This is a genomic window from Rufibacter hautae (assembly GCF_008271695.1).
Lineage (GTDB): Bacteria > Bacteroidota > Bacteroidia > Cytophagales > Hymenobacteraceae > Nibribacter > Nibribacter hautae.
The window spans coordinates 794,206-820,138 of sequence record NZ_VKKY01000001.1; the positions used below are offsets into that span (position 1 = coordinate 794,206).

Genomic DNA, 25,933 nt, shown 5'->3' on the forward strand with positions numbered 1-25,933 from the left:
AATGATTAACGCCTCAACCAACTTCCGCTTTCCTTTAGACAAACTCAGTTCGAACTAATTCATCAGGAGATTCGCAGGTCAACTAGCCAATCTACTTCCGGCCATGATCCTCAAAAGCTTATATCTTCTCTGCGTGCTGCCGGGGATGATAGCTATTTTCAAGCTATTTTCTTAGAAACAAGTCTTAAACGACTTTTGGCACTTTCTGCGAAATGCAAAAAAGCCCGGCTGTCCAAAGAACGGCCGGGCTTTCATAGTACTCTTAAACTACGATTAATGTTTGAAGTGGCGCACGCCGGTCATGACCATGGCCATGTTGCGGGCATCGCAGGCATCAACGGAGTCTTTGTCTTTGATAGAGCCACCAGGCTGCACCACGGCAGTGATGCCAGCTTCGGCGGCAATTTCCACGCAGTCAGGGAACGGGAAGAACGCGTCTGAAGCCATCACGGAGCCTTGCAAATCGAACCCGAACGAACGGGCTTTCTCGATGGCCTGGCGCAGAGCATCCACGCGGGAAGTCTGGCCCACGCCGCTGGCCAGCAATTGGTTTCCGCGCGCCAGCACGATGGTGTTGGATTTGGTATGCTTGCAAACCTTCAGCGCGAACTCCAGGCCTTCCACTTCTTCTTGGCTCGGGGCCCGCTGCGTCACGGTTTTGAAGTCTTGGGCGGTTTCAACGGCCAGGTCTTTGTCTTGCTCAATCACGCCGTTCAAGAGGGTTTTGAACAGTTTGTTTGGCAACTGAACCGGTTTCTGGCGCAGCAAAATGCGGTTTTTCTTGGATCTGAGCAGTTCAAGGGCATCGGCATTAAAGTCCGGCGCAATGAGCACCTCAAAGAACAGTTTGTTCAGTTCCTCGGCAGTAGCCAGATCCACGGTTTTGTTCACGATGATCACGCCCCCAAATGCCGATACCGGGTCACAGGCCAAAGCGTTCATGTAGGCTTGGTGCAGGGAATCGGCGACAGCCACGCCGCAGGCATTGGTGTGTTTCAGGATGGCCACGGCCGGTTGGTCCGCGAACTCGGCCATGAGCAGCACGGCGGCATCTACATCCACCAGGTTGTTGTAAGACAGCTCTTTTCCGTTCAGTTTTTCAAAAAGAGCCTCTAAATCGCCGTAGAAGTATCCTTTCTGGTGCGGGTTCTCGCCGTAACGCAAGGTCTGGCTGGTGCGCTCGCTCTGCTTGAAGGCGGGAGCAAGGTCCTGCTCTTTGCTCAGGTAGTTGAAGATGTGGGTATCGTAGTGCGAGGACACGTCAAAGGCTTTGGCCGCGAAACGCTTGCGGTCGGCCAACTCGGTGCTGCCGTCCTTGGCCTGCAGCAGTTCTACCACCTCAGAGTACTGCTCGCGCGATGACACGATCAAGACATCCTGGAAGTTTTTCGCCGCCGCGCGGATCAAAGAAATTCCCCCAATATCGATTTTCTCAATCACGTCTTCCTCCGAAGCACCGGAGGCCACGGTTTCCTCAAACGGATACAAATCCACAATCACTAGATCCAGCGCCGGGATCTCGAACTGCTCTACTTCCTGCTGGTCTTGCTCATGGTTCCGGCGATGCAGGATTCCCCCGAAGATTTTAGGATGCAGGGTTTTCACGCGCCCCCCGAAGATAGACGGATAATCGGTCACGCTGTCCACGGCCACCACCTCGGCGCCCAGGCCTTCCAGGAACGTCTGGGTCCCCCCGGTGGAGTAAAAAGTAACGCCTTGTTTCTGCAACTCGCGCACCAGCGGCTCCAGGCCGTCTTTGTAGTACACCGAGATAAGGGCAGATTTGATTTTAACGGAATTCATATGGTTAGAAAATGTAGGTTCTGAAAGGAACAGGCAGGCATTAGGCTCAGCAATAGCCCGAGCACAGGATGGCTATCTTCCAATTTTACAGGTTGGGAGTTAGCGTTGTTGGTTCTAGGTAAATTATAAGGACAGAACAGACCTGAGAAGGCCCGCAGTTGACACGTAAGCAGCAGGGAGAGCAGTAGCAAAGGCCGTGTCAGTCGCTTCATCTCTTCTTCCGGTTTTAGGCGGCGGGCGTTTCGGGGCTATTTTTGCCGGATGTTAGCAAATCCTCCACTACGCGGGGCAGGTGCTTGTGCTCCAGGGTGAGCACGCGGGCCGCCAGGGTCTCGCAGGTATCATCGGGGTGCACGGCGCAGAACTCCTGGTAAATGGGCGCGCCCTCGTCGTAATGCTCGTTCACGTAATGGATGGTGATGCCGGTCTGGGCTTCCTGTGCATCTATCACGGCCTGGTGCACGTGTTGGCCATGCATGCCCTTGCCGCCAAATTTAGGCAACAGCGACGGATGGATGTTGATGATCTTGTTGGGGAACGCTTGCACAAAAGCGGCCGGCAAAAGCCAAAGAAACCCAGCCAGTACAATCAGATCGGGCGCATAGGCCTGTACCTGCGCCTGCACGTCGCCCGCCTTCAAAGACGCCCTATCGAAGACGACGGTAGGCACGCCATAGTTCTGGGCCCGCTGTAAGGCAAACGCCTCCGGGTTGTTGGAGAAGAGGGCCACCACCTGAATGTGCGCGTGGTCCTCAAACTGCTCCAGCAGGCGCTGGGCATTGCTCCCGGAGCCGGAAGCGAATATGACGATGTTCTTTTTCTTTGCGGAGGTACCCAAAACTGCTGTTGCTGTCAATGGAAGAGCAAAGATAGTGTTTCTGGGGTATTTTCCGGTAAACCGGGTGAAAACGTTTGAAATGATAGATAACGGCTTTGTTCGCCTGTTCACTTCCTAGCCTCTCTTCTCTGGTTCAAGTTTTATAACTTGGACCTACCATGGTCTGCAGTTTGCAACTGCAGTGAGGCGTTAGCCTCAAAGGCACTTTATAGGTTATTACTTTCTATATCTGTTCTTACCTCTCAAGGTTGCAGCCGGGGTCTGCGGGCGTTTGTCACTTTTCTCCTTGATGAGAAAAGTAACCAAAAGAATCAAGAAGCCTCAAACTCGCTGACGCTCGGACAGTGAGGCTTCAATCCAGTACCACCCCGCCACTGTCCTCTGTTGCATCGTAGGCGCAGGTCACTGCCACCTGAATAGTTCTTCCGTGCGGCAAGCCGTGCCTCGGCCTCACTGTAGGCCTTCGCCCCGGTCTGCCGCAGGTGCCTTTTCCTTTGTCAATCTGCCTTACCATTTAATTCTTTCATGGTTCAAGTCTGTGACTTGGACCCAGCATGATTGGCAGTTTGCAACTGCCGTGAGGCAATAGCCTTAACCAAAGCCTTCGGATAAAAGAAAAATTAAGGAAAATAAATGGCGAGCTAAGCTTTCAGGCCTATTTCCGGAAAACAGCTCTAAAACGCCAAACCTTAAGCGTTAAGCCTCAACACAGAAGTGGGCACTTGTTTGTTTTGGATGGGCTGGTGCGGCTGGAGGCGCGGCTTTTTCTCGGTAAGGTATTTCCAGTAGCGCTTGGGCATGTGGCGGAGGTGGAGTTTCTGGTTTTTCCGCTCGGGGATGTTGACGTGGTCAAAGTAGGCTTGCCAGAGTTGCTGGTACAAAGGTTCTACGGCGGTGAGAATTTCGGGGGAAAGCTGTCCTTTCCGGAGGCCTAGGGGGGCTTCTCCCAGGGAGACAATCTGTACGCTTTGCAGATCATAGTAGGCACCGTACTGCCGGCGCACGTCATAGATGAGCCAGTGCTGATCGGCGTAGCGTTTCTCAAAGTGGGGTACCACCAAAGGCAGCACGTTGAAGTCTGGGCTGATGGGCGCGACGAACAATCCATCTTGGGTGCGCTGGAACCGGATGAAAGCTTCCATGCGGTGCTTTTCCCGGTGCATCTGCTTGCCCACTACGGCCATCTTCTGCACGCAGGGCTCCGCGAAGTTCTCTTCCACCCCGGATTGGGTACTGGAGAACACCAGGCGCACAAACTGGAAGATGAGCATCTCAAAACCGGGCTGTTCCCAGAGGTAGGCTTTGTACACGTTCTCCCAAGCAGCTTTTGACAGCTTTTTGCCTAAACCCTCCCAAACGCGTTTGGCCTTGTCTTCCTGCGTGGGCACAAAGTGGTGTTCCGCAAAGATACCGGGGGGCGCCTCGCCTTCCTGCCCAATTTGGGTTGGCCATTCTTTGCGCTCATACGCTTCAAACACCACCGTCAGGAGGCCTTCAAAAGAACCGTCGTAGGTATAGAAATGCACGAGCGCTTGCAATTAGTTAGGAGGCGATCCGTACGGAGGAACGACGGCCGTTGTTCTCGTGGCGCTGGGCCGACAGTTGGCGCAGATACGGCACCAGGGTGCTGAGCTTGCAACGGAAAGAAACAGGGGCTACGGTTTGGCGGTTGGCTACAGTTGGCATAAGTGACAATAATCTATGAGGTTTTACAAAAACAATTCTTTTTCTCTTGTGTGGCGGAAGACTCCCAGACTTTTGGCTTTCTAACCCGCCTGCTGAAACAGGTCCAGCTGGCTGCCCCACAGGCTGGCCCGGCTCCCCTTCTCCCCAAAAATGATCCTCCTCCGGATAGTTTCTTCGTCCCATTCTCTCGTCTCCAAACTGCGCCCTCCGCAGGTGATAAAATACTTGGCCCGTTTCAGCACCACGCCAATCTGGCGCAGGTGCTCCCACGTGAGGTGGGCAAAGCGGCGGGCGGCCACTATCTTCTTCGCAGACTTTATCCCGACGCCGGGTACCCTGAGGATCATCTCGTAGTCGGCGGTGTTGATCTCCAGCGGGAACACGTGCCGGTTACGCAAGGCCCAAGCCAGCTTAGGATCAATCTGTAGGTCCAACTGCGGATTCTGCTCATCCAGCAGTTCGTTCACTCCGAAGCCGTAGAGCCGCACCAGCCAATCGGCTTGGTACAGCCGGTTCTCCCGGATGATGGGCGGCGTGCTGATGAGGGGCAGGCGGCTATCGGTCACCACCGGCACGTAACCAGAATAGTAGACCCGCTTGAGGTTGAAGTTCTGGTACAGGCCATTGGCGAGGGTCATGATCTGCCGGTCGGTCTCTGGTGTGGCGCCTACAATCAATTGGGTGCTTTGCCCGGCCGGCGCGAAGGAAGGCGTAGACTTAAAAAGCTTTTTCTCCTCTTTCACCAGCACCAGTTGGTCTTTGATATGCCCCATGGGCGTAAGCACCTCTTTGAAGTTCTTCTCAGGGGCCAAAGACTGCAGGCTTTCCTCGGTCGGCAGTTCAATGTTCACGCTCAGCCTGTCGGCGTAGAGGCCGGCTTCCTTTACCAGTTCCTCGCTCGCGCCCGGAATGGTTTTGAGATGAATGTAGCCGTTGAACTTGTGCTCCAGGCGCAGTTTCTTCGCCACGCGCACCAGGCGTTCCATGGTGTAGTCGGCGTTCTTGAAAATGCCTGAGCTCAGGAACAGCCCCTCTATGTAGTTGCGGCGGTAGAAATTGATGGTCAAATCCACCACTTCCTGCACCGTGAAAGCGGCGCGTTTCACGTCGTTGCTTTTCCGGGACACGCAGTAGGCGCAATCGAAAATGCAGAAGTTGGTGAGCAATATTTTTAGCAAAGACACGCACCGGCCATCCTCAGTATAGCTGTGGCAGATACCCATTCCTTCGGCGTTGCCTAAGCCTTTGCCCTCATTTTTGCGCTTGCCGCCGCTGGAAGAGCAGGAAACGTCATATTTGGCCGAATCTGCCAAAATACTTAGTTTTTCTAGGAGCGGAGTTTGCATGTGGTATGCTATTTAAATCATTGAATACGTTAGCAAGTTACAGCACATGCAGTTAAGAAACTAATAATTTTAGCCACAAATTATCAACAGTATGTGGATAAAGCTAATATCAATAGCAAAAACACCGCTCTTGTGGTTCTAAGGATTATTTGCCGTATTTTAGGGATGGGTTATAGGGTATGAAGACAGCCGCAAGATTTTCTGTGCACGCACAATTGCTATTTCTGCTGGTAATGGCAGGATGGTTCAGTTGCGTTTGTGCGCAGGCACAGGTAGCCTCCCCTCCGGTCACGCAGCCATCCCTTTACCCGCCGCTGGAAGACACCACCGACAACAAGCAGTTCCTGCAGTCTTTGAAGCGCATCAGCCAGAAGAAGACGTTGTTTGGCCGGGCCGTAAAAGCCCTGGTGGTCTTTAAGCCGCGCCGGATTGAGGGGCCCGTGGAAAACACCTTGCTGCCGTCCACCTACGCGCAACACAACTACAAGGTGGTCCGGAGTATCTATTTCAAGCGGTTGGATGCGTTCGGCTACTCCATCAATGACACCTTAGCCTTGCCCGACAACAGCCTGGAGCGCCTGGGCAATGCCCTGCACATGCGCACCAAGCGGAACCTGCTCCGGAACCAGATCCTTTTCAAGGAAGGCGATTTGCTGGAGCCCCTGGACTTGTCAGAGTCAGAGCGTTTGCTGCGCCAGACCGCGTACCTGCTGGATGCCCGGGTGCTGGTCAATGACTCCACCTCCACCAAAGACAGCATAGACGTAGTCATTATCACCAAAGACGTGTTCAGCATCAGTGGCTCGGGCTCGGCCAGTACCTCGGGCACCCGACTGGGCTTGCGGGATATCAACTTCATGGGCATCGGGCACCAGTTCAGGAGCAACTACCGGTTTGGCCTGTCTGAGCCGCAGAGCTGGCAGTTTCTGGGCAGCTATTTCATTCCTAACATTTCGCACACCTTCATCTCAGCGGAACTGCTCTACCAGAACACCCATTATTACAAGCAGCAGAGCCTCAGCTTCAGAAGGGACTTCTTCTCCACCGATACCAAATATGCCGGAGGGGCTACCGTGGCCTGGTACCAGACCCTGGTGCCGGATTATTACGAGCAAGGCGGCCCGGGAGAGAGCGAAGGAGAGGAACCAGTCATCAACCACATTCCCCTGGATTATAACATTCAGGATTTCTGGATTGGGCGCGCCTTCCGGCTCAAGTCCTATGACCTGGCCATGGACAACCCCACGCGGTTTATCACGGCGGCCCGGTTCCTGAACATCAAATATACCCAGGGCAGCGGCCCCACGCTGCAAAGCGCCCGCCTTTACCTTACCGCTTTTGGCTTCAGTTTTAGAAAATACTACAAAGATCAGTACCTCTTCGGGTTTGGCCGTACCGAGGATATTCCGGCCGGGAACCTGGTGGCCCTTACGGCAGGCTTTGAAGACGGTGCCCAGAAGAACCGGATGTACCTGGGGGTGAAAGCGGCCTTCGGGAAATACCAGCCCAACTTCGGTTACCTGTACGGCGGCCTTGAGTACGGCAGTTACCGGTACCAGAATGCCTGGGAACAGGGGGTGCTCACCTCAGAGGCTTTGTATTTCACGCCCTTGTACCGCTTAAGAAACTGGCGTTGGCGGCACTTCCTATGGAACCGTGCCTCGTTGGGCATGCGCCGCCCCGATCTGTTTGCGCTGGACATTGACCAGGAAGACGGCATCCGGGGTTTCAGCTCCGGCGCCGTGCGGGGTTACCGCAAGTTTGTCCTTAACTACGAGACCAACTTCTTCACCCCCCTGACGCTGCTGGGCTTCCGGCTGGCGATTATCGGCTTCGCCGACTTGGCCTGGCTCACCAGCATTCAGAACAAATCTCCCCTGAAAGAAAAGCCTTATACCGGCTTTGGCATGGGTCTGCGGTTCCGGAACGAGTTCCTGCCTATTAACACCATTCAGGTATTATTGGGGTATTACCCGCGCCTGCCGCTGGTCAACAACCAGCAGGATTTCAAGCTGTTCCAGACCACCCGGCAGTACTACGAGTTCAACGACCTGCGCTTTACCCAACCCCTGATCTCTGAGTTCAGGTAACTTTTGGGTCAATTCTCTCTTTTCGTTTTCGATTTTACCACCCAGCATGTTCAATATAACTATAAAAAGCTTATATTGACCTAATCTGAGAATACAGCACGTTTTGCAAAAAATAGGCTGAAAACGTGGTTAGAAATCAAAAGCGCTGGAAATTGAGATTTTACCCCCACTTACTCTGGAGCGTCTGCCTGGGCTTTCTGCTTCTCTGCGCCTTCTGCTCTGCAGCCCAAGTCACCTCCAACAAGGGGCGGGACTTTTGGGTGGGGTACATGGCGCACATTCAGAATGAATCTGGCCCCAATCCGCCGCAGGGAATTTCCAGCATGAACTTGTACGTCACCTCAGACGTGAATACCACGGTACGGGTCACCGTTGGCGCAGGGGCCGCTACCACGCACCAGGTATCTGCCAACTCGGTTACCGTCATTCCGGTGAGCCCCTCGGTGGCGTATGTAGGTTCCAGTGAGGTCATTGAAAACAAAGCCATCCACGTGACTTCAACGGAGCCGGTGGTGGTGTACTCCCACATTTACCACCTGAATAAATCAGGGGCCACGCTGGTGTTGCCGGCCAACACCCTGGGGCGCTCCTATTACGCCATCAGCTACAACCAAACCCAGTACCTGGATGCCCGAGCAGCCTCCCAGCTCATGGTGGTGGCTCTGGAAGACAACACCACGTTGGAAATCACGCCCACCGCACCTACCCTGGGCGGCCAACCCGCTGGCAAGCCTTTCTCCCCAAACCGCCCCCTGATGAAGGGTGAAGTGTACCAGGTGCGCTCTCTGCAAGACCTTACCGGCACCAAGGTAGAGTCTATTGAGTCAGGTATTGGCTCTTGCAAACGGATCGCGGTTTTCTCAGGGAGTTCTTACACGGCCATCCCGGAGCCCTATACCTGTCCGGGTCAGTTCAGCGGAGACAACCTGTACCAGCAGCTTTACCCGGTGAGCGCCTGGGGCAAGAACTTTATGACCGCTCCTTTTAAGAGCCGAATGTCAGGGGACATCTACCGAGTGCTCGCCTCCAAAGACAATACTGTTATCACCGTGAATGGCCAGTCCGTCACCAAAAACAGCGGGCAGTACCATGAGTTTGAGAACTCCATCGCTAATTACATCACCACTTCTGAGCCGGTGCAGGTGACGCAGTACACCAAATCACAACTCTGCGACGATGTGCCCAGCGACCCAGAGATGGTGTTGATCAACCCGGTGGAACAGACCCTGAAAAACATCACGCTGTACTCCTCGCCGTTCTTCCAGATCTCCAGCCACTACATCAATGTGACCATGAAAACGGCGGATATCGGGAGTTTCCGGTTAGACGGGCAACCGGTGGCATTCACGCCCGTTCCCGCCAATCCCACCTACTCGTACGCGCAGAACACGGTGTCCTCGGGGAACCACACCCTTACGGCAGACCAGGGCTTCAACGCCATCGCGTACGGGCTGGGGAACGTGGAATCTTACGCCTATTCTGCGGGCGCGAATGTGACCAACCTGAACCAGAACATCACCGTGGCCTCTGACAGCATCTGCGAGGGGCGCAGCATCCGGTTCAAAGGGTTTGCCGTGTACGTACCGCTGGCCTGGAAATGGTATTTCGGGGACGGCACTACCTCCAGCGAGCAGAACCCCACCCACGCTTTTCCCCGAGCCGGCAAGTTCAACGTCTCCCTGGTCACCACCAAATCAAACGGCAACGACTGCGACTCGCAGGACTCCACCAACATAGAGGTGGAGGTTCTGTCCAACCCCGAGGCAGCATTCTCCTACGACGTGGCCTGCGCCAATGACAGCACCCGCTTCACAGACCAAAGCAAAGTCACTACCGGCGACAGCCTCATCCAGTGGCGCTGGAACTTTGGAGACGGCACCACCTCCCGGAAGCAGCACCCAGCCCACCGTTTCAAGAATCCCGGCACGTACAAGGTCACTCTGTCCGTCACGAACCAGAATTTCTGCGTCTCAGACACCACCCTTGATGTCACCATCTTTGCCCCGCCGGCAGCCCGCTTCAGCGCCTCCCAAACATGTGACAAAGAACCCATGGCTTTCCAGGACCAAACCACCGTAGCGCAAGGCCGGGTGGCACGATGGGAATGGGACTTTGGGGATGGCACCCCGCGTAGCGCGGAGCAGCACCCGCGGCACGTGTATGTTGGGGTGGGTACCTACACGGTAAAACTGAAAGCGTTCTCAGACCAGGGATGCCAAGATTCAACGCAACAGACGGTAGTGATCCATCCTCGCCCCTTAGCAGGCTTTACCCTGCCTGATCTCTGCGTAAAGGACGAGGCCGTTTTCCAGAATCAATCCACCCTGGCCTCTGGCACTATGACCTACCGTTGGGATTTTGGCGACGGCAGCAGTTCCACGGCGCCCACCCCCCGCCACCGCTATACCGCCGAGGGCAACTACACAGTAAAACTAGTGGTGACGTCAAACAGAGGCTGCCAGGACAGTGTCTCGCATACCTTCACCATCAGCGGAGCGGTACCGGTTGCAGAGTTTACTGCTTCATCTTTCTGCCAGGAGCAGGGCATGGTTTTCCAGGATGCCAGCACCATCGCTTTCGGGAAGATCATCCGGCGGCAATGGACGTTTGGGGACGGCACCTCGTCTGAGGAAACAAACCCCAGCCACCAGTACGCCAAACCAGGGACTTACCAGGTGCAATTGCGTGTTTGGTCAGGTATTGTCTGCGAGGCTTCGCTCACCAAAACCATTGTGGTGCTGCCCAACCCAGCGGCGGGCTTTACGGCGGCCAATGTCTGTGAGGGCACGCCGGCCCGCTTCACGAACACTACCCAAGACCGAGGCAGCGGTGCTCTCACCTACCGGTGGGATTTCGGGGATGGCACTACTTCCACTGAGGCCAGCCCCGCGCACCTGTACGCGGCCCCCGGCACCTACATGGTGGTACTGGCGGTGAAAGGGGCTAACTCCTGTGAACAAACCTCCACCTCCACCATCACCGTTTTCCCAACCCCTAAAGCCGATTTCTCGCCCACGGCAGGCTGCCTTGCCGAGGCAGTGTCTTTCCAGGACATGAGCAGCCTGGCAGGCGGCCGGCTGACGAGTTGGGCCTGGGACTTCGGGGATGGGGCATCGGCGGCTGCCCAGCACGCAACGCACAAATATGAACGGGACGGTACGTACCAGGTCAGACTCACGGTTACTTCTGAGTTGGGCTGCACGCACACCATCAGCAAAGCAGTTTCCATTGCCCCGGCCCCGGTCGCGAAAGCGGGCCCGGACCAACTACTCTGCGGTAACGCTAATGCCACCCTGGCGGCCAACTCCCCGGCACCAGCTACCGGCCAATGGACAGTGGTGCGCGGCTCCGGCGGAAGCTTTGCCAACGCGGCCAGCCCTACCACCACTTTCACCGGCAGCCTGGGCACCGACTATACCCTCCGGTGGACGGTGAGCAACAGCCCTTGCGTCAGTGCCACTGATGAAGTGGAGATTAAACTGCAGCCTACCCCAGCGGTAAATGCCGGAAAAGACATCCTACTCATTGAAGGCGAGAGCATCAAACTGGAGGGCAGCGGGGAAGGTCAGCTCTCCTGGTCTCCAAATACCAACCTGAGCAACCAGAACACCGCGAACCCGGTAGCCTCCCCGCTGGTGACCACCACCTATTACCTGAGCACGGTCTCAGAGGCGGGCTGCCCCAACGTAGACAGCATGGTGGTGACGGTGATCAAGCGGCTGCAGATTCCCTCGGCTTTCTCGCCCAACGGCGACGGCTCCAATGACACGTGGGTTCTGGAAGGGATTCAGGATTACCCGCACCTCAACATTGAAATCTATAACCGATGGGGCCAGCAGGTGTACTCCACGCGCGGGTATTCTACCCCTTGGGACGGGAAACGCAACGGCGTTGATTTGCCCATTGGCGCTTACTACTACATTATTGACCCCAGCAACGGACGGCCCAAAATCACGGGGCCGCTCACCATCCTCCGCTAAGCCCAGCGCCTATGAGAAAGAATAGCTACTTCCTGCTTTTCCTGCTCTGTCTCCCGCTCCTGGGGTTGGCGCAGCAGATTCCGCACTACAGCCAGTACATGCTCAACCCGCTGCTCCTGAACCCCGCCGTGAGCGGCACCGACAATTACCTAGATGTGCGGGCCGGTTACCGGAACCAATGGACGGGGCTAGAAGGCGCACCTACCTCCTATTACCTGAGTGCCCACATGCCGCTTTCCCGCATGGATTACCTGAGCCCGCCCACTACGTTTAAGCCCCAGAACGCCGTGAAAGGGAAGTTCAAGAACCAGTGGCGGCCGGATTACCGCAACAACGCCCAGAAAACGCGTCCGCACCACGGGGTTGGGATCTTAATGCAGGCCGACAAAGCCGCCGGTCTCAAACGCACCGAGGTGCAGTTGCTTTACGCTTACCACCAGCCGCTCACTCCCCACCTAAAACTGGCCGCCGGGGTAGCGGCCGGGTTTACTCAGTTCGGGCTGAACCGCGAGATGCTTTCCTTCGGCACCGGAGGGGACCCGGTCATGAACGCCGATGAATACAACCGCTTGCTGCCCAGCATTGGGGTGGGTGCGCTCCTCTACAGTTCCCGTTTTTACCTGGGCGCTTCGGTGGCGCAGATTCTGCCCACACCCTTCAGTTTCCGGGAAACGCGGTCTACCGTATCAGCGAAACAGCAGCGGCATTTCTTTGGGCACGCTGGCTACCGCATCGCCTTGAGCAGCTATCTGAGCGTGACGCCTTCGGTGGTGGTGAAATACGCGGCGCCTAGTCCGGTTTCCGTGGATTTGAACACCAAGGTTTTCTGGCGCGACCAGTTCTGGGTGGGCGGCTCTTACCGGTTGCAGGATGCAGCGGTGCTCACGGCAGGTTTCCAGTACAAGCATAAATTCCATCTGGGCTACGCCTATGACCTTACTACCTCGGGGCTGAGCCAGGTGAGCTACGGGTCGCATGAACTGGTGCTGGGCCTCATGCTCCGCAACCGCCGCAGCATTTACTCCCCGTCGCAGTACTGGTAATCTGTTTAGGGCCTCCTTTCAGGAAATCGGGCTCTAAACGGCAGACAGGCATTCTAAAGAATATTGGTCATTGGTGAGAACACCAACCACGGCGATAGCGAAGATTCTCCTCCTCGGAGGAGTAGGGGTGGGTTCCTTTTGGCATGACGCCTGGAACTACTGAATCGGGGCACCCAGTTTGAGGCTGCAGCTTCACTGATTTGCAAACATCAGCCCATGATGGGTGCTAGTTCAAAACTTGAACCAGAGAAGATGTATTTGTTTTATAAATTGTAGAAACCAGGCTTTACTTGGTCTCCAACGGATTCTCCACCTCCACTGACGGTTCCCTTTAAACCTACCCAAAAACGTTGCTCTCACATCGGCCCTTAGCCAAAATATTATCGGCTGGTAAAAAGACGGTTAAGGCTGTTTATAGCCTGTTTTGGGCAAAACCGCCTCTAAACGGATTTCCCGCGACAAAGTTTGGCTAACGCTTGATAGGTGCCGTATAGATTCTCTACCTTTGTTTCACGTTTTAACCCATCTGGTATGCTGCACTTAGGCGATTACAACTTTCTGGAGATCCTCCGCGAATTGGAACATGGCATGTATTTAGGTTCTGAGGACGGCGACGTGCTGCTACCCCGCAAGTACGTACCAGAAAACGCGCAGGTAGGCGACATGATCTCGGTGTTCGTGTACCGCGACTCAGAGGACCGCCTCATTGCCACCACCCTGGAGCCGAAGGCCAAAGTAGACCAGTTCGCCTGCCTGCAGGTGCGGGACGTGAGCAACTTCGGGGCATTCATGGAGTGGGGATTGGAGAAGGACCTGTTTGTGCCTTACCGCAACCAGCACGAGGACCTGCACGTGGGCCAATGGGCACTGGTGTACGTGTACCTTGACGAGAACTCAGACCGCCTGGTGGGCTCCACCAAACTGGGTCCTTTCCTGAGCTATGACCCCATCACGCTGGAAGAAGGTGATGAGGTACAACTGCTCATAGGGCCGGAGAAGGCGCTGGGGTTCCAGGTCATCGTGAACAACAAGTATCTGGGCATGCTGTACCGCAACGAGGTTTTCCGCAGCCTCACGCCCGGAGAGTACACCCAGGGCTACCTGAAAAAAGTACGCGAAGACAACAAGCTGGACGTGAGCCTGCAGAAACAAGGCTACGACGAAGTGCGCGAGGCCTCTGAGCTCATCCTGGCTCGTCTGCGCGCCGAGAACGGCCGTCTGCCCCTCACCGACAAGAGTAGCCCGGAGCTCATCTACCAGACGTTGGGCATGAGCAAAAAAACCTTCAAAAAAGCCATTGGGGCCCTCTATAAAAGAGGAGAGGTGCAACTATTGCCTGATAGCATTAGTCTTTTGGTTAGTTCTTGATCTGTCTCTCTACAACCTGTCTCTTTTTGCCCTATGAAATACGTCTGTCTGCTTTTGCTTTGTCTTTGCAGCACCTTCCTCACCTATGCCCAGGCTCCTAAAGTCACAAAGCAAATCACAGCAGGCCGCACGGCCACTCCCCCCAAACTAGACGGCATCCCAGAAGAAGACATCTGGAAACAGGTAGAACCCGCCACCGGCTTCACCCAGATGGCCCCCGCTAACGGCTCACCGGCAAAGCAGCAGACCGAGGTGCGGGTTTTGTATGACGATGAAGCCGTGTACGTGAGCGCCCTGCTCCTTGACACCGCCCCAGACTCCATTCTCTCCCAGCTCAGCCAGCGCGACGGAGGCCAGGTGAACGCCGATATGTTTGGCGTGTACTTTGACACCTACCTGGACAAGCAGAACGCCTTCGGGTTTGAGGTATCCACTGCCGGAGTACAGACCGATTTCAAGGCCACCAGCAACGGGAACGAGACCACTTGGGACGCGGTCTGGCAGAGCGCCGTGGCCCGGCATCCGCAGGGCTGGAGCGTGGAGATGCGTATCCCTTATTCCGCCATCCGTTTCCCCAAAAAAGACGTGCAAACCTGGGGCATCAATTTCTGGCGCTCTACCCGCCGGTACAAAGAAGAAGCCTTCTGGAATTTCGTGGACAGTTCCATCCAGGGGTGGGTGAACCAGTTTGGCGAGGTGCACGGCATCACCGGCCTCAAAGCCCCGTTGCGGTTGTCCTTGATGCCGTACCTCTCTGGCTACGCCGATCACTTCCCGCAGGAGCAACCCGGCAAGAAAGACCTCAAAACCACCGTCAACGGCGGCATGGACATTAAATACGGCATCAACGACGCCTTCACCCTGGACATGACCCTGGTACCGGATTTCGGGCAGACCCAGTCAGATGCGCAAGTCCTCAACCTCTCGCCGTTTGAGGTCCGTTTTAACGAAAACCGGCAGTTTTTCACCGAGGGCACCGAGCTCTTCAACAAAGCCGGGCTTTTCTACTCGCGCCGCATCGGGGCCCAGCCCATGAACTACTACAACCTGGCCTATGACAAGGAGCGCTACGGCGAGCAGGTGGAAGTAGTGGAAAACCCCGAGAAAACCAGTCTCGTCAACGCCACCAAAATATCTGGCAGAACAAACAAAGGCTTGGGCATTGGCTTGTTCAACGCCGTGACCCGCAACACGTACGCCACCCTCAGAAGCGGCCTGAACGATGAGGAGTTCAGAGTCCTCACTGACCCCGTGACCAACTATAACGTGCTGGTGCTGGACCAAAGCCTGAAGAACAGCTCGTACGTGACCTTCACCAACACCAACGTGACCCGAGGAAGCGGTTTTTACAACGCCAACGTGACGGGCCTCATGACCAAGCTCACGAACAAGAAGAACTCCTACACCCTCAACCTATCGGGGAACCTGAGCCAGCACTACAACAAAGGCGAACTTCCCGTGGGCACCGACAAAGTGGAACTGGGCCACGCGTACGCCGCCACCTTCGGGAAGACCAGCGGCAATTTCCAGTTCCGGTTACGGCACACCGCCGAGAACCACACCTATGACATCAACGACCTGGGCTACCTGGACAACAACAACTCCCGCGAGAGCCAGGCCTTGGTGGCTTACAATTTCTACAAGCCTTTCTGGAAACTGAACAACGCCTACAACGCCCTGGGGGTGCAGCACCGCATGCTCTACAAACCGGCGGCGTTCACCCAACTGGCGTATTTTCTGGAGACCAACGCCACCACCAAGAACTTCATCTCCTTTGGGTACACCATTGTCTGGTTGCCCAAAGACGGCTACGACTACTTTGAGCCCCGCTCTTACAAAGACGGGGTGCCCGACCAGAAATGGCGCAAACCCGCCGGCTGGGAGGTGAACTCCTATATCTCCAGCGATTACCGCAAAAAACTGGCCGTAGACTTGGATTTCGGGTTCTATTGGGCGCCTGAGTACGGCGAACTGGACCGATGGATTGGCATAAGCCCTCGGGTACGGGTCAACGACCATTTACAGCTGGTTTACGGCGTCCGCTACAGTGATACGCCCCGCGGCTTTGGGTTTGCCGGCAACGGCGTGCAGGACAGCATTTTCTTCGGGCGCCGCAAGGTGAAGACCGTGAGCAACACCTTAACCGGTACCTACATCTTCAACGCCCGCACGGCCCTCAACCTGAACATGCGCCACTACTGGTCCAATGCCACGTTTGACAAGTACTTTCTGCTGCAGGATGACGGCAACGGCCGGCCTTTGGAGTATCGCCCCAACTCTCCTTCTGCCAATGCCCGCAACTTCAACGCCTTCAACATTGACCTGGTCTACAGCTGGCGGTTTGCCCCAGGCAGCGAGGTGAGCGTGGTCTGGAAGAACGCCATCTATGACAGCGCCCTGCCCGAACGCCCCGACTATTTCCTGAACCTCAGGAACACGCTGCAGGCTAAACAATTGAATAGTTTCTCCGTTAAGGTGCTATATTACCTTGACTACCAGGTGCTCAGAAGAGCCCTTAAAACCTAACCCGGAGATATGGTATCTGCCAAAGCTGCTCTCATTGCCGGCGCCAGCGGACTGGTAGGCAGTCACTGCCTACAACTGCTGCTGCAAAGCCCCCGCTACAACAAGGTAATCTCCGTGGGCCGGAAGAGACTGGCGGTAGACCACCCCAAGCTGCAGCAGATCATCGTGGATTTTGACCAACTGGAGAAACACCGCCACAGCCTCATCGCCGATGACGTGTATTGCTGTTTAGGCACTACTATTAAAAAAGCGGGCTCAAAAGACAAATTCCGGCAGGTAGACTTCACTTACGTGGTGAACCTGGCCAAAATCACCTCCTCCCACTTTGCCACGCAGTTTCTGGTAGTCTCGGCGCTGGGCGCTGATGCCCGGTCCCGCATCTTCTACAACCAGGTGAAAGGCGAGATGGAAGAGGCCGTGAAAAAAATGCCTTTTACCGCCGTGCACATCTTTCAACCCTCCTTGCTCTTAGGCGAACGGCAGGAAGAACGGTTCGGGGAGAAGGCCGCAGCCACGCTGATGAAGGGCGCGGGGTTTCTGTTCAACGGCCCGCTGCGCAAGTACAAAGCCATTCATGCCAAGACCGTGGCCAAAGCCATGCTGGAGGCTGCCAAACAAGACGGCGGTGGCGTACTGGTGCACCCCTCTGAGCAGATGCAGCAATACGCCTAAATGCCTTTTTGCCCGTGATCTGTTTTGAAGGTCATTTCAGGAAAACAGCCGCAAAACGACGTTACTCCTAGCAAACCGTTGAAAGTTCTGCAACTTTCTCTCCTTACATAGACGGCACACCTGCGCGCTCCAGCACTGGTATTTCTGCCAGGGAATGATAAATAAGTTTCCCTTTCTCCCGGCCAACGTTTACCATTTCATCGGCCCCTTGGGAAGGTCCTCCCACCCTTAGCACTGCTCCGCAAAAGTCAATCAGTTGGATGGCCACCGGGTGAAAGATCTGGTTAAAAATAGCATCTCCTAGTTGCGTAGAGCCAGCGGTCTCCAGAAGAGGCAACGCAAACCATTCGCCTAGCACCGGCAAATGGCCCAACTTGTATACCTCCAGCGCCACTTCCTGCATCAATTCCACGTTTTTCTTAATAAGTTCTGGGTTGTCCTGGGTGCCCGACCGATAGGGCCCGGCCACTAAAATCATCATGGGTGTGTTCAAGGTGTTTCGTAGTTAAGTAAAAAATTAATAATAAGAATAGAGCACTTCATAGCTGGAATTCAACTCTGGGTGCCCTGGGTACGCTACCGTATTCACCATCTTTTCCAGCTTCTCCTGGGTAATGGTAAAGTCTATGGAGACCACTTCCTCCACTTGGGCCGTCTGCCCCGGACCTATCACGGTCTTGGTGATTTTCTTGGGCAGCTGGTTAAGCCGGCTGAGTACCGGGTAATTGTAGATCTCGTACTTTTCAGCTAAGTCATGGCTAATGAACACCCAGGGATCAAAATCAAAAGGAGCAGAATAGCTGTCAATAGTCCAGATGACTTTATAGCCGTTGCTGGCCGTTGCGGTTACCTTAGACAACAGGTTTTGGCTGCTGTACTCATAGACATTGTGGTACACCAACTGCTTGCCGGCCTCATTTATCTTAAAGTAATCCATCTCAGAGACGGTGCCGGTAGCGTTGTATTTGTACTCAAACACAAAGGTGGAGCCGTAGCTCGCTTGTTTTTGCGCGCGGGTCCAGCTAATCATCTGGCCGGCGGGGTTGTAGGCGTAGGTGTTCTTATAATCAGATGCCTCCAAGGCCATTTCCGTCAGGGCTTCGTTCTGGTAGCGGAAATAGATATAGTTGCCACTTCCCACCTGGCTTACCTTTTTGATAGTACTGTCGCTGTTGTACGTATAGGCGGCCGTCTGACCGAAACTTTTCCATTCCACCGTGCGCAGCAGGTATTTCTGTTGCTTCTTAATGCCATGGCCTGCTTCTGGGAGGTCTTTACTCGGAACTGGATCTTTATCTTTTTCATCACAGCTAGTGGCAAGGAAAAATAACAGCAGAAGCAATCCGCTTAAGGGGGAGATCTTTGTCATAAATGCTTTTGGTTTTCAGCTAATAAACGGGTACTTGATTTGGAGTAAAATTTGCCCTTTACCTCCCGATCCTGTTTTGGGCGGATAGGTTGCAACAGGCTTACCGTAAATCAAGACAGCGTACCAACCCCTTTCCCCTACCTTGCGTAGTGTCAGTACTAATACTAATTTTAAATGGACGCTGCCCAACACCAGATACAACACCATTTTCCCCGCAGTACCCAGTATGACCCCACATGGGTACGCGAGCATTCTATGGGCGAGAACGTGCTCTTCAACCTGGAAAGCATCACTTCGCTTATTCCGCTGCAGAAAGGCATGCGCGTGCTGGACCTGGGCTGCGGCAAGGCGGCCAGCTCTATTTTCCTGGCCAAGGAGTTTGGGGTGCAGGTTTGGGCGGTGGATGAGGCCATCACGGCCACGGCCAACTACAAACGGGTGCAGGAAGAGAACCTGGAAGACCACGTGTTCCCGCTTCAGGCCGATGCCCGCTCCCTGCCTTTCCCTGAGGAATACTTTGACGTGGTACTGGTTATTGACTCGTACACATACTTCGGTACCGATGACAAGTACCTGCCCTACATCTGCCGTTTCCTGAAATCAGACGGGTACATCGGTATTGTGGATGTTTGTTTTAAGGAGGAGATTGAGACCATTGACCAGGTACCTGAGTTCCTGCGCGCCGATTTCCAGAACTACTGGTACTACATCCACTCGGTGGCTTGGTGGCGCAAACTGTGGGAAAAGACGGGCTTGGTGCAAATCAAGAACGCTGAGCTGCTGCCCGCTGCCGACCTGATCAGGGAACAATACGTGCGCGATTTTGAGGAGCACGGCCAGCGGAAAGACCCTTTTGCGCGCGGGCTCAAAAAAGATACTGACCACCATATCAGCTTCTTCCGGCTGGTTGGCCAGCGCACCTCCCGCGAGGCGTACCTGCAATCGTATAAAAAAGCCTAACTTGCCCCCGGTTTTCAGCCGGAAAGCCATAAGGTGTCTTCTGTTTTTAGGCACAGGTAAAATAATAACGGGTTCTAAGCAGTTTTAGAAAGGCAGGCGCTGTTCTGCTCTCTTTTTGCAAAGAATCTTTTTACTATGAGAAACAAACATCTTATTTTTGGGCTGGGAATACTGTTGCTCTCCTTTGCGCACCTGCAAAGCGCCCAAGCCCAGAAAGCGGGCATAGGCCTGCGGGTGGGCGGTTACTCGGCCGGTATCTCGGGTAAATATTTCTTCAGAGACGCCGTTGCGTTTGAGGGAATTCTGGGAACGGGACTTGGCCGGAGGGGCTTTCAGTTAACCGGTTTGTTTGAGTTGCACGCGCCGGCGTTTGCCGTACCGGGCCTGCAATGGTTTTATGGCGGTGGCGCGCACGTAGGCGCTTTCCGCGGAAGGTATTACTTCAAGCCCTCAAACAAACATTATGTAGAATCTTATGACAGAAACCTCGCTACGGTGGGGATAGACGGAATTGTAGGTTTGGAATATCAGATTACGGAAATTCCGATTTCACTTGGGGTCGATTTTAAGCCATTTATCGAAACCAACAGAGCGGGACTTTTCTTGTATGGCGACGGAGCTCTGACCGTCCGCTACACATTCTAATGCTTCCCCGAACCTACTTGAAAAGCCTGCCTTGTGCAGGCTTTTTCTATTTTAAACAATTTCGTTTTCTGGCTGTTTTCACAAAATCAAGCCTAAACGTCTTTTACAAAGCATTCTGTTTCCGTAAACGGATAAATTGACAGTGGCTTGGCAAATAATTATTCTATCTTTATCCTCCTGATCCAGGCAATAACCAAAAGGCCTAACACTTTCCTGGCGGATGACACGTTCACAGAAGATAAGCCCTGAGTAGGCTTGTTTTACCACCCTCAATTTTATTGCGCAACCGCTCTCTGCGCAGGTTCTGCCGGGTTTGTTTCTCGCGGTTCCCTTCCTTTCACTCCCCCCTCATGTCCTCTAAGTTAAAATTCATCAATAAAGACAAGTCCACTTTTTATGCCACTACCCGCCAGCGCGTAGAGATCCACTTAAAAGAAAAAGGAATTTCCAGAAACGCCAATCCCGCTATGTGGGGCAAGACCGCTTTTTACCTGTTGGTGACGGCCGGGCTTTATGGCTTGATCATGTCTAACGAGTTTGGTGTGTGGCCCATGTTTGGACTGGCCTTGTTGCTGGGCGTTTTCAGTGCGTTTATAGGCTTCAACATCTGCCATGACGCCATCCACGGCGCGCTTTCCTCCAATAGCAAGGTAAACAAGGTCTTCAGCTTTGTCTTCAACCTGATTGGCGCCAGCCCCTACGTCTGGAACTTGACCCACAACGTGGTGCACCACACCTACACCAACATCCCCGGCCACGACGAAGACATTGAGGTAGCCCCCGGCTTGATTAGGGTAGATACCAATGAGAAGGTGAACAAACTGCAGCGGTTCCAGCACATCTATGCCTTCGGGTTATACAGTTTGTCCTCGCTTTCCTGGGTACTCCGGAAAGACTACGTCAAGTTCTTCAAGAAACAGATTGGCGCCCAGGATACGGCCAACCACCCCACCAAAGAATACTATAAACTTTTCGGCTACAAAGCCATTTATTACGTGCTGTTCATTGTGCTGCCGCTGGTAGTGCTGGACATCACGTGGTGGCAGTTTATCATTGGGTTTGTGAGCCTTCATTTAGCCGAGGGGCTGGTGATGGGCTTGGTCTTCCAGTTGGCGCACGTGGTGGAGGGAACCGATTTTCCGGAGCCCAATGCGCAAGGCAACATGGAAGAAGCTTGGGCTGATCACCAGATGCGGACCACCGCCAATTTCGCCACGAAGAACCGACTGGCCGGTTTCCTGCTGGGCGGCTTGAACCAACAGATAGAGCACCACCTCTTCCCTAAGGTTTGCCACATCCATTACCCCGGAATTTCAGAAATCGTGAAGAAAACGGCCCATGAGTTTGGGTTGCCGTACATAGAAAGTCCCTCCTTCTCCAAGGCGCTGGGCTCCCATTACCGTATGCTCAAGAAATTGGGTTGGCAAGACTATAAAACACAGCAAATAGCTTTTGAAGTGGAAAACGCCCCTGAAACGAGTCTGGCGTTAAGCTAATTTCATTATTCAGATAGAGAGGCCGGTCTTTAGAGGAAAATAACCTGTAAAGACCGGCTTCTCCATTCAGAACCGCCTATTGCCTATTCAGGCATGGCTTGGGTTCCTCTCTCCGGGCGTGGCCTTTACATATTTGCAGAATCCAATAACAGCCGCTATCTTTGCTACTGCTTATCAAGAAAGACGGAGGGATTAGGCCCTGCGATGTCTTAGCAACCCAATTCAGTTGGGTGCTACTTCCTACCCGCTGCACCTACCGTGCCGGGGGAGATAAGTGACGGAACTCCTACGCACCAGCGCCCGCCACTTTCCTCTGCCCTTTCTTGAGCCGCAACTAACCCTTTAGGTTTGCACAAGAAGATGACTCCAATAGAGGAAGAAGTAAAAAAACGCATATTAGTCTTAGACGGTGCCATGGGTACCATGATCCAGCGGTACAACCTCCAAGAGGAAGATTACCGCGGCGAGCGTTTCAAAGACTACCACCTGGATGTAAAGGGCAACAACGACTTGCTCTCCATCACCCAACCCCACATCATCAAGGAAATCCATAGCCTCTACTTTGAGGCTGGCGCCGATATTGCCGAGACCAATACCTTCAGTGGCACCTCCATCGCCATGGCCGACTACGACATGCAGGACCTGGTGTACGAGCTGAATTACGAGTCAGCCCGCATCGCCAAAGAAGCCGCCGACGAGTGGACCGCCAGGACGCCAGACAAACCGCGCTTTGTGGCCGGAGCCATCGGGCCCACCAACCGTACCGCTTCTTTGTCACCGGATGTGAACAATCCCGGGTACCGCGCTATTACGTACGATGAACTGGTAGACGCTTATACCGAACAGGTGCGCGGCCTGGTAGATGGTGGCGTGGATTTGCTTCTGGTGGAAACCATCTTCGATACCCTCAACGCCAAGGCAGCGCTGTTCGCCATTGACCAATACAGTCAGCAAACAGGTAAGCGTTTGCCGCTCATGGTGTCTGGTACCATCACCGATGCCAGCGGTCGTACCTTATCGGGCCAAACCGTAGAGGCGTTTTTGTACTCCGTATCGCACATGCCGCTGCTGAGCGTGGGCTTCAACTGCGCCCTCGGGGCGAAGCAGCTGCGTCCGCACTTGCAGAGCTTGAGCAAAGCATCTAAATTCCATATCAGCGCCTACCCGAATGCCGGTCTGCCGAACGCCTTCGGGGCGTATGACGAGACTCCGGAGCAAATGGGCCAGCACATCCGCGATTTCCTGGAAAACAATTTCGTGAACATTGTGGGCGGTTGCTGCGGAACTACGCCGCCGCACATCAAAGCCATTGCCGAGATTGCGAAAGAATACCCGCCGCGTCCGTTGCCTCAACTTCCGGCCGTTCCTACCTACTCGGGCCTGGAGCCGCTCACGGTGTACGAAGGCTCTAACTTCGTAAACATAGGTGAGCGGACCAACGTGACCGGTTCCAAGAAATTTGCGCGCTTAATTCTGAACGAGCAGTACGAGGAAGCCTTGGCCATCGCCCGCGGACAAGTGGAGAACGGCGCCCAGATCATTGACGTGAATATGGACGAAGGCATGCTGGACTCCGAGGCCGCCATGACCTTGTTCCTGAACCTGATTGCCTCCGAGCCAGACATCGCCCGTGTGCCCATCATGATTGACTCCTCCAAATGGAGCGTGATTGAGGCCGGATTGAAGTGCGTGCAGGGGAAAGCCATCGTGAACTCCATCTCGCTCAAAGAAGGCGAAGAGAAGTTCAAAGAGCATGCCCGCAAAGTACGCAGTTACGGGGCCGCCGTGGTAGTAATGGCCTTTGACGAAGAAGGGCAAGCCGATAATTACGAGCGTCGCATCCAGATCTGCGAGCGGGCCTATAACATCCTGACCAAAGAAGTAGGCTTTCCTGCCGAGGACATCATCTTTGACCCGAACATCCTCACCGTGGCTACGGGCATGGAGGAGCACAACAACTACGCCGTAGACTTCATCAACGCCACCCGCTGGATTAAGCAAAACCTGCCGGGCGCTAAAGTAAGCGGCGGAGTGAGCAATATCTCCTTCTCGTTCCGGGGCAATGACCCCGTACGCGAGGCCATGCACAGCGTGTTCCTGTACTACGCCATCAAAGCCGGTCTGGACATGGGCATCGTGAACGCGGGTATGCTGGAAGTCTACGAGGAAATTCCGAAAGACCTGCTGGAGCGTGTAGAAGACGTGCTGCTAAACCGCCGCCCGGATGCCACCGAACGTCTGGTAGAATTCGCCGAAACGGTGAAGAACAAAGGCAAAGAGATCGTCCGCGACGAAGCCTGGCGCAATGAGCCGGTGCAGAAGCGTTTAACGCACGCTTTGGTAAAAGGACTGGTAGAATACATTGACCAGGACGTGGAAGAAGCCCGTCACTTATTTAGCAAACCACTGGAAGTGATTGAAGGTCCGCTCATGGACGGCATGAACGTAGTGGGTGATCTCTTCGGCGAAGGCAAGATGTTTTTGCCTCAAGTAGTGAAAAGCGCCCGCGTGATGAAGAAAGCCGTGGCCTATCTATTGCCTTACATTGAGGAAGAGAAAGTACGCGCTGCAGCTAACGGAGACACTTCTACCCGCCAAACCAACGGTAAAATCCTGATGGCAACGGTGAAAGGCGATGTGCACGACATCGGGAAAAACATTGTGGGCGTGGTATTAGCCTGCAACAACTACGAGGTGATTGACCTAGGCGTGATGACGCCAGCCGACAAAATCCTGGATGCTGCCCGCGAGCACAACGTGGACGTAATTGGACTAAGCGGGTTGATCACGCCGTCCTTGGACGAGATGGTGCACGTAGCCCGCGAAATGGAGCGCCAGAACTTCAATATCCCGTTGCTCATCGGTGGCGCCACTACGTCCCGCGCCCATACTGCCGTGAAAGTAGCACCAGCCTACAACGGCACCGTGGTGCACGTACTGGATGCTTCGCGCAGTGTACCGGTGGTAGGAAACCTGCTGAGTCCTGAAAACAAAGAGAAGTTCGCCCAAGACACCCGCCTGGAATACGACCAGATGCGTGAAGGCTATTTGAGCCGTCAAAAGGATAAGAAATACCTGCCCTTACCGCAAGCCCGCGCCAACAAGCTGCCTATTGAGTGGAAAGCCGAAGACGTGTACACCCCAGCCAAAACCGGTGTGCAGGTATTTCAAAACTTCCCGTTAGAAGAACTGGTGCCGTACATTGACTGGACGCCGTTCTTCCAGGCTTGGGAACTGCACGGCAAATTCCCGAAACTGCTGGAAGATGCAGTAGTTGGTGAAGCTGCCACCAAACTATACGCCGATGCCCAAGTTCTACTCCAACGCATTGTGGACGAGAAGCTACTCACCGCCAACGGTGTGGCCGGTTTATTCCCGGCCAACAGCGTAGGCGACGATGACGTGGAGATTTACACTGACGAAGCGCGTACTGAGATCTTAACGCATTTTCGTACGCTGCGCCAGCAAGGTCTTAAAGGACCAAACGTTCCTAACTTAGCCCTAGCTGACTTTGTAGCGCCAAAGGAAACTGGCTTAGACGATTACACCGGAGGTTTCGCGGTAACCGCTGGTATTGGCTTAGATGAACTGGTAGAACAGTTTGAAGCCGACCACGACGATTACCACAGCATCATGGCCAAAGCCTTGGCTGACCGTTTGGCCGAAGCCTTCGCGGAGAAGTTGCACGAGATTGTGCGCAAGGAGATTTGGGCCTACGAGCCGGAAGAAAGTCTCACGAACGAAGACCTGATCAAGGAGAAGTACCAAGGCATCCGTCCGGCCCCGGGATATCCGGCTTGCCCAGACCATACCGAGAAAACGACGCTGTTCCAGTTACTGGACGTGGAGAAGAACACCGGCATCTCTTTAACCGAGAGCCTGGCCATGTACCCGACTGCCGCTGTTTCTGGCATGTACTTCGCGCATAAACAGTCTCGATACTTCGGACTTGGAAAAATCGAGAAAGACCAGGTAACGGATTACGCGCAGCGCAAAGGCATGACGGTGGAGGAAACTGAGCGCTGGTTATCACCTATTTTGAATTACTAAACTCTCTGTTTAGGGGCTGATTTCATTAAATCGGCCCCTAAACAGGAAATAAGCATACTCC

The 25,933-nt window shown here is 54.4% G+C and carries 17 protein-coding genes and 1 riboswitch; of the genes, 10 read left to right on the forward strand and 7 right to left on the reverse strand.

The features are described 5' to 3' along the window. Window positions 1-273 precede the first annotated feature (273 nt). The 5 genes from purH to FOA19_RS03140 form a co-directional block, all read right to left on the reverse strand. Entirely contained in the window at window positions 274-1,803 is a 1,530-nt protein-coding gene (gene purH, locus FOA19_RS03125) for a bifunctional phosphoribosylaminoimidazolecarboxamide formyltransferase/IMP cyclohydrolase (RefSeq protein WP_149089327.1), read from the reverse strand. A gap of 226 nt (window positions 1,804-2,029) precedes the next feature. Continuing rightward, entirely contained in the window at window positions 2,030-2,641 is a 612-nt protein-coding gene (gene purN, locus FOA19_RS03130) for a phosphoribosylglycinamide formyltransferase (RefSeq protein ID WP_149089328.1), read from the reverse strand. A 689-nt stretch (window positions 2,642-3,330) separates the two neighbouring features. Beyond that, window positions 3,331-4,167: a TIGR03915 family putative DNA repair protein gene (locus FOA19_RS03135; protein WP_149089329.1), complete on the reverse strand. Its 837-nt coding sequence runs from the start codon at window positions 4,165-4,167 to the stop codon at window positions 3,331-3,333. A 16-nt stretch (window positions 4,168-4,183) separates the two neighbouring features. Then, window positions 4,184-4,327 (reverse strand): hypothetical protein, encoded by a 144-nt coding sequence (locus FOA19_RS23270; RefSeq protein WP_190300266.1) that lies wholly within the window; start codon window positions 4,325-4,327, stop codon window positions 4,184-4,186. Between the two features lie 80 nt (window positions 4,328-4,407). Next, window positions 4,408-5,673 (reverse strand): putative DNA modification/repair radical SAM protein, encoded by a 1,266-nt coding sequence (locus FOA19_RS03140; RefSeq protein ID WP_149089330.1) that lies wholly within the window; start codon window positions 5,671-5,673, stop codon window positions 4,408-4,410. 179 nt (window positions 5,674-5,852) lie between these two features. On the opposite strand from FOA19_RS03140, the gene FOA19_RS03145 reads away from it, so the two are divergent. The 6 genes from FOA19_RS03145 (at window position 5,853) to FOA19_RS03170 (ending at window position 17,352) form a co-directional block, all read left to right on the forward strand. Beyond that, entirely contained in the window at window positions 5,853-7,763 is a 1,911-nt protein-coding gene (locus FOA19_RS03145) for a hypothetical protein (protein ID WP_190300267.1), read from the forward strand. Between the two features lie 152 nt (window positions 7,764-7,915). Then, on the forward strand, window positions 7,916-11,743 hold the full coding sequence (locus FOA19_RS03150; RefSeq protein WP_149089332.1) for a PKD domain-containing protein: 3,828 nt from the start codon (window positions 7,916-7,918) through the stop codon (window positions 11,741-11,743). An 11-nt stretch (window positions 11,744-11,754) separates the two neighbouring features. Further along, window positions 11,755-12,786, forward strand: coding sequence for a PorP/SprF family type IX secretion system membrane protein (locus tag FOA19_RS03155; protein ID WP_149089333.1), 1,032 nt, complete (start codon window positions 11,755-11,757; stop codon window positions 12,784-12,786). Between the two features lie 531 nt (window positions 12,787-13,317). Continuing rightward, complete coding sequence (locus FOA19_RS03160; protein ID WP_149089334.1) at window positions 13,318-14,154, forward strand: CvfB family protein; 837 nt, start codon at window positions 13,318-13,320, stop codon at window positions 14,152-14,154. A gap of 33 nt (window positions 14,155-14,187) precedes the next feature. Continuing rightward, window positions 14,188-16,680 (forward strand): DUF5916 domain-containing protein, encoded by a 2,493-nt coding sequence (locus FOA19_RS03165; RefSeq protein WP_149089335.1) that lies wholly within the window; start codon window positions 14,188-14,190, stop codon window positions 16,678-16,680. Between the two features lie 9 nt (window positions 16,681-16,689). Beyond that, a complete protein-coding gene (locus tag FOA19_RS03170; RefSeq protein ID WP_149089336.1) occupies window positions 16,690-17,352 on the forward strand; it encodes an oxidoreductase in 663 nt (220 codons plus the stop codon). 103 nt (window positions 17,353-17,455) lie between these two features. Here FOA19_RS03170 and FOA19_RS03175 read toward each other — a convergent pair whose 3' ends face one another. Both FOA19_RS03175 and FOA19_RS03180 read right to left on the reverse strand, forming a co-directional pair. After that, complete coding sequence (locus FOA19_RS03175) at window positions 17,456-17,833, reverse strand: DUF4406 domain-containing protein (RefSeq protein ID WP_149090464.1); 378 nt, start codon at window positions 17,831-17,833, stop codon at window positions 17,456-17,458. Window positions 17,834-17,869: 36 nt separating this feature from the next. Next, window positions 17,870-18,721, reverse strand: a complete 852-nt coding sequence (locus FOA19_RS03180; protein ID WP_149089337.1) for a hypothetical protein — start codon at window positions 18,719-18,721, stop codon at window positions 17,870-17,872. 174 nt (window positions 18,722-18,895) lie between these two features. Here FOA19_RS03180 and FOA19_RS03185 point away from each other — a divergent pair, with 174 nt between their 5' ends. The 4 genes from FOA19_RS03185 to metH all read left to right on the forward strand — a co-directional run bounded on the left by FOA19_RS03185 (window position 18,896) and on the right by metH (window position 25,872). Further along, window positions 18,896-19,681: an SAM-dependent methyltransferase gene (locus tag FOA19_RS03185; protein ID WP_149089338.1), complete on the forward strand. Its 786-nt coding sequence runs from the start codon at window positions 18,896-18,898 to the stop codon at window positions 19,679-19,681. Between the two features lie 135 nt (window positions 19,682-19,816). Beyond that, window positions 19,817-20,326 (forward strand): hypothetical protein, encoded by a 510-nt coding sequence (locus FOA19_RS03190; protein WP_149089339.1) that lies wholly within the window; start codon window positions 19,817-19,819, stop codon window positions 20,324-20,326. Between the two features lie 350 nt (window positions 20,327-20,676). Next, a complete protein-coding gene (locus tag FOA19_RS03195) occupies window positions 20,677-21,822 on the forward strand; it encodes a fatty acid desaturase family protein (RefSeq protein WP_149089340.1) in 1,146 nt (381 codons plus the stop codon). 168 nt (window positions 21,823-21,990) lie between these two features. Next, window positions 21,991-22,099, forward strand: a riboswitch (SAM riboswitch). Between the two features lie 83 nt (window positions 22,100-22,182). Continuing rightward, the gene (metH, locus tag FOA19_RS03200; protein WP_149089341.1) at window positions 22,183-25,872 is read left to right on the forward strand and encodes a methionine synthase; all 3,690 of its coding nucleotides are present in this window, start codon (window positions 22,183-22,185) and stop codon (window positions 25,870-25,872) included. Window positions 25,873-25,933 lie beyond the last annotated feature (61 nt).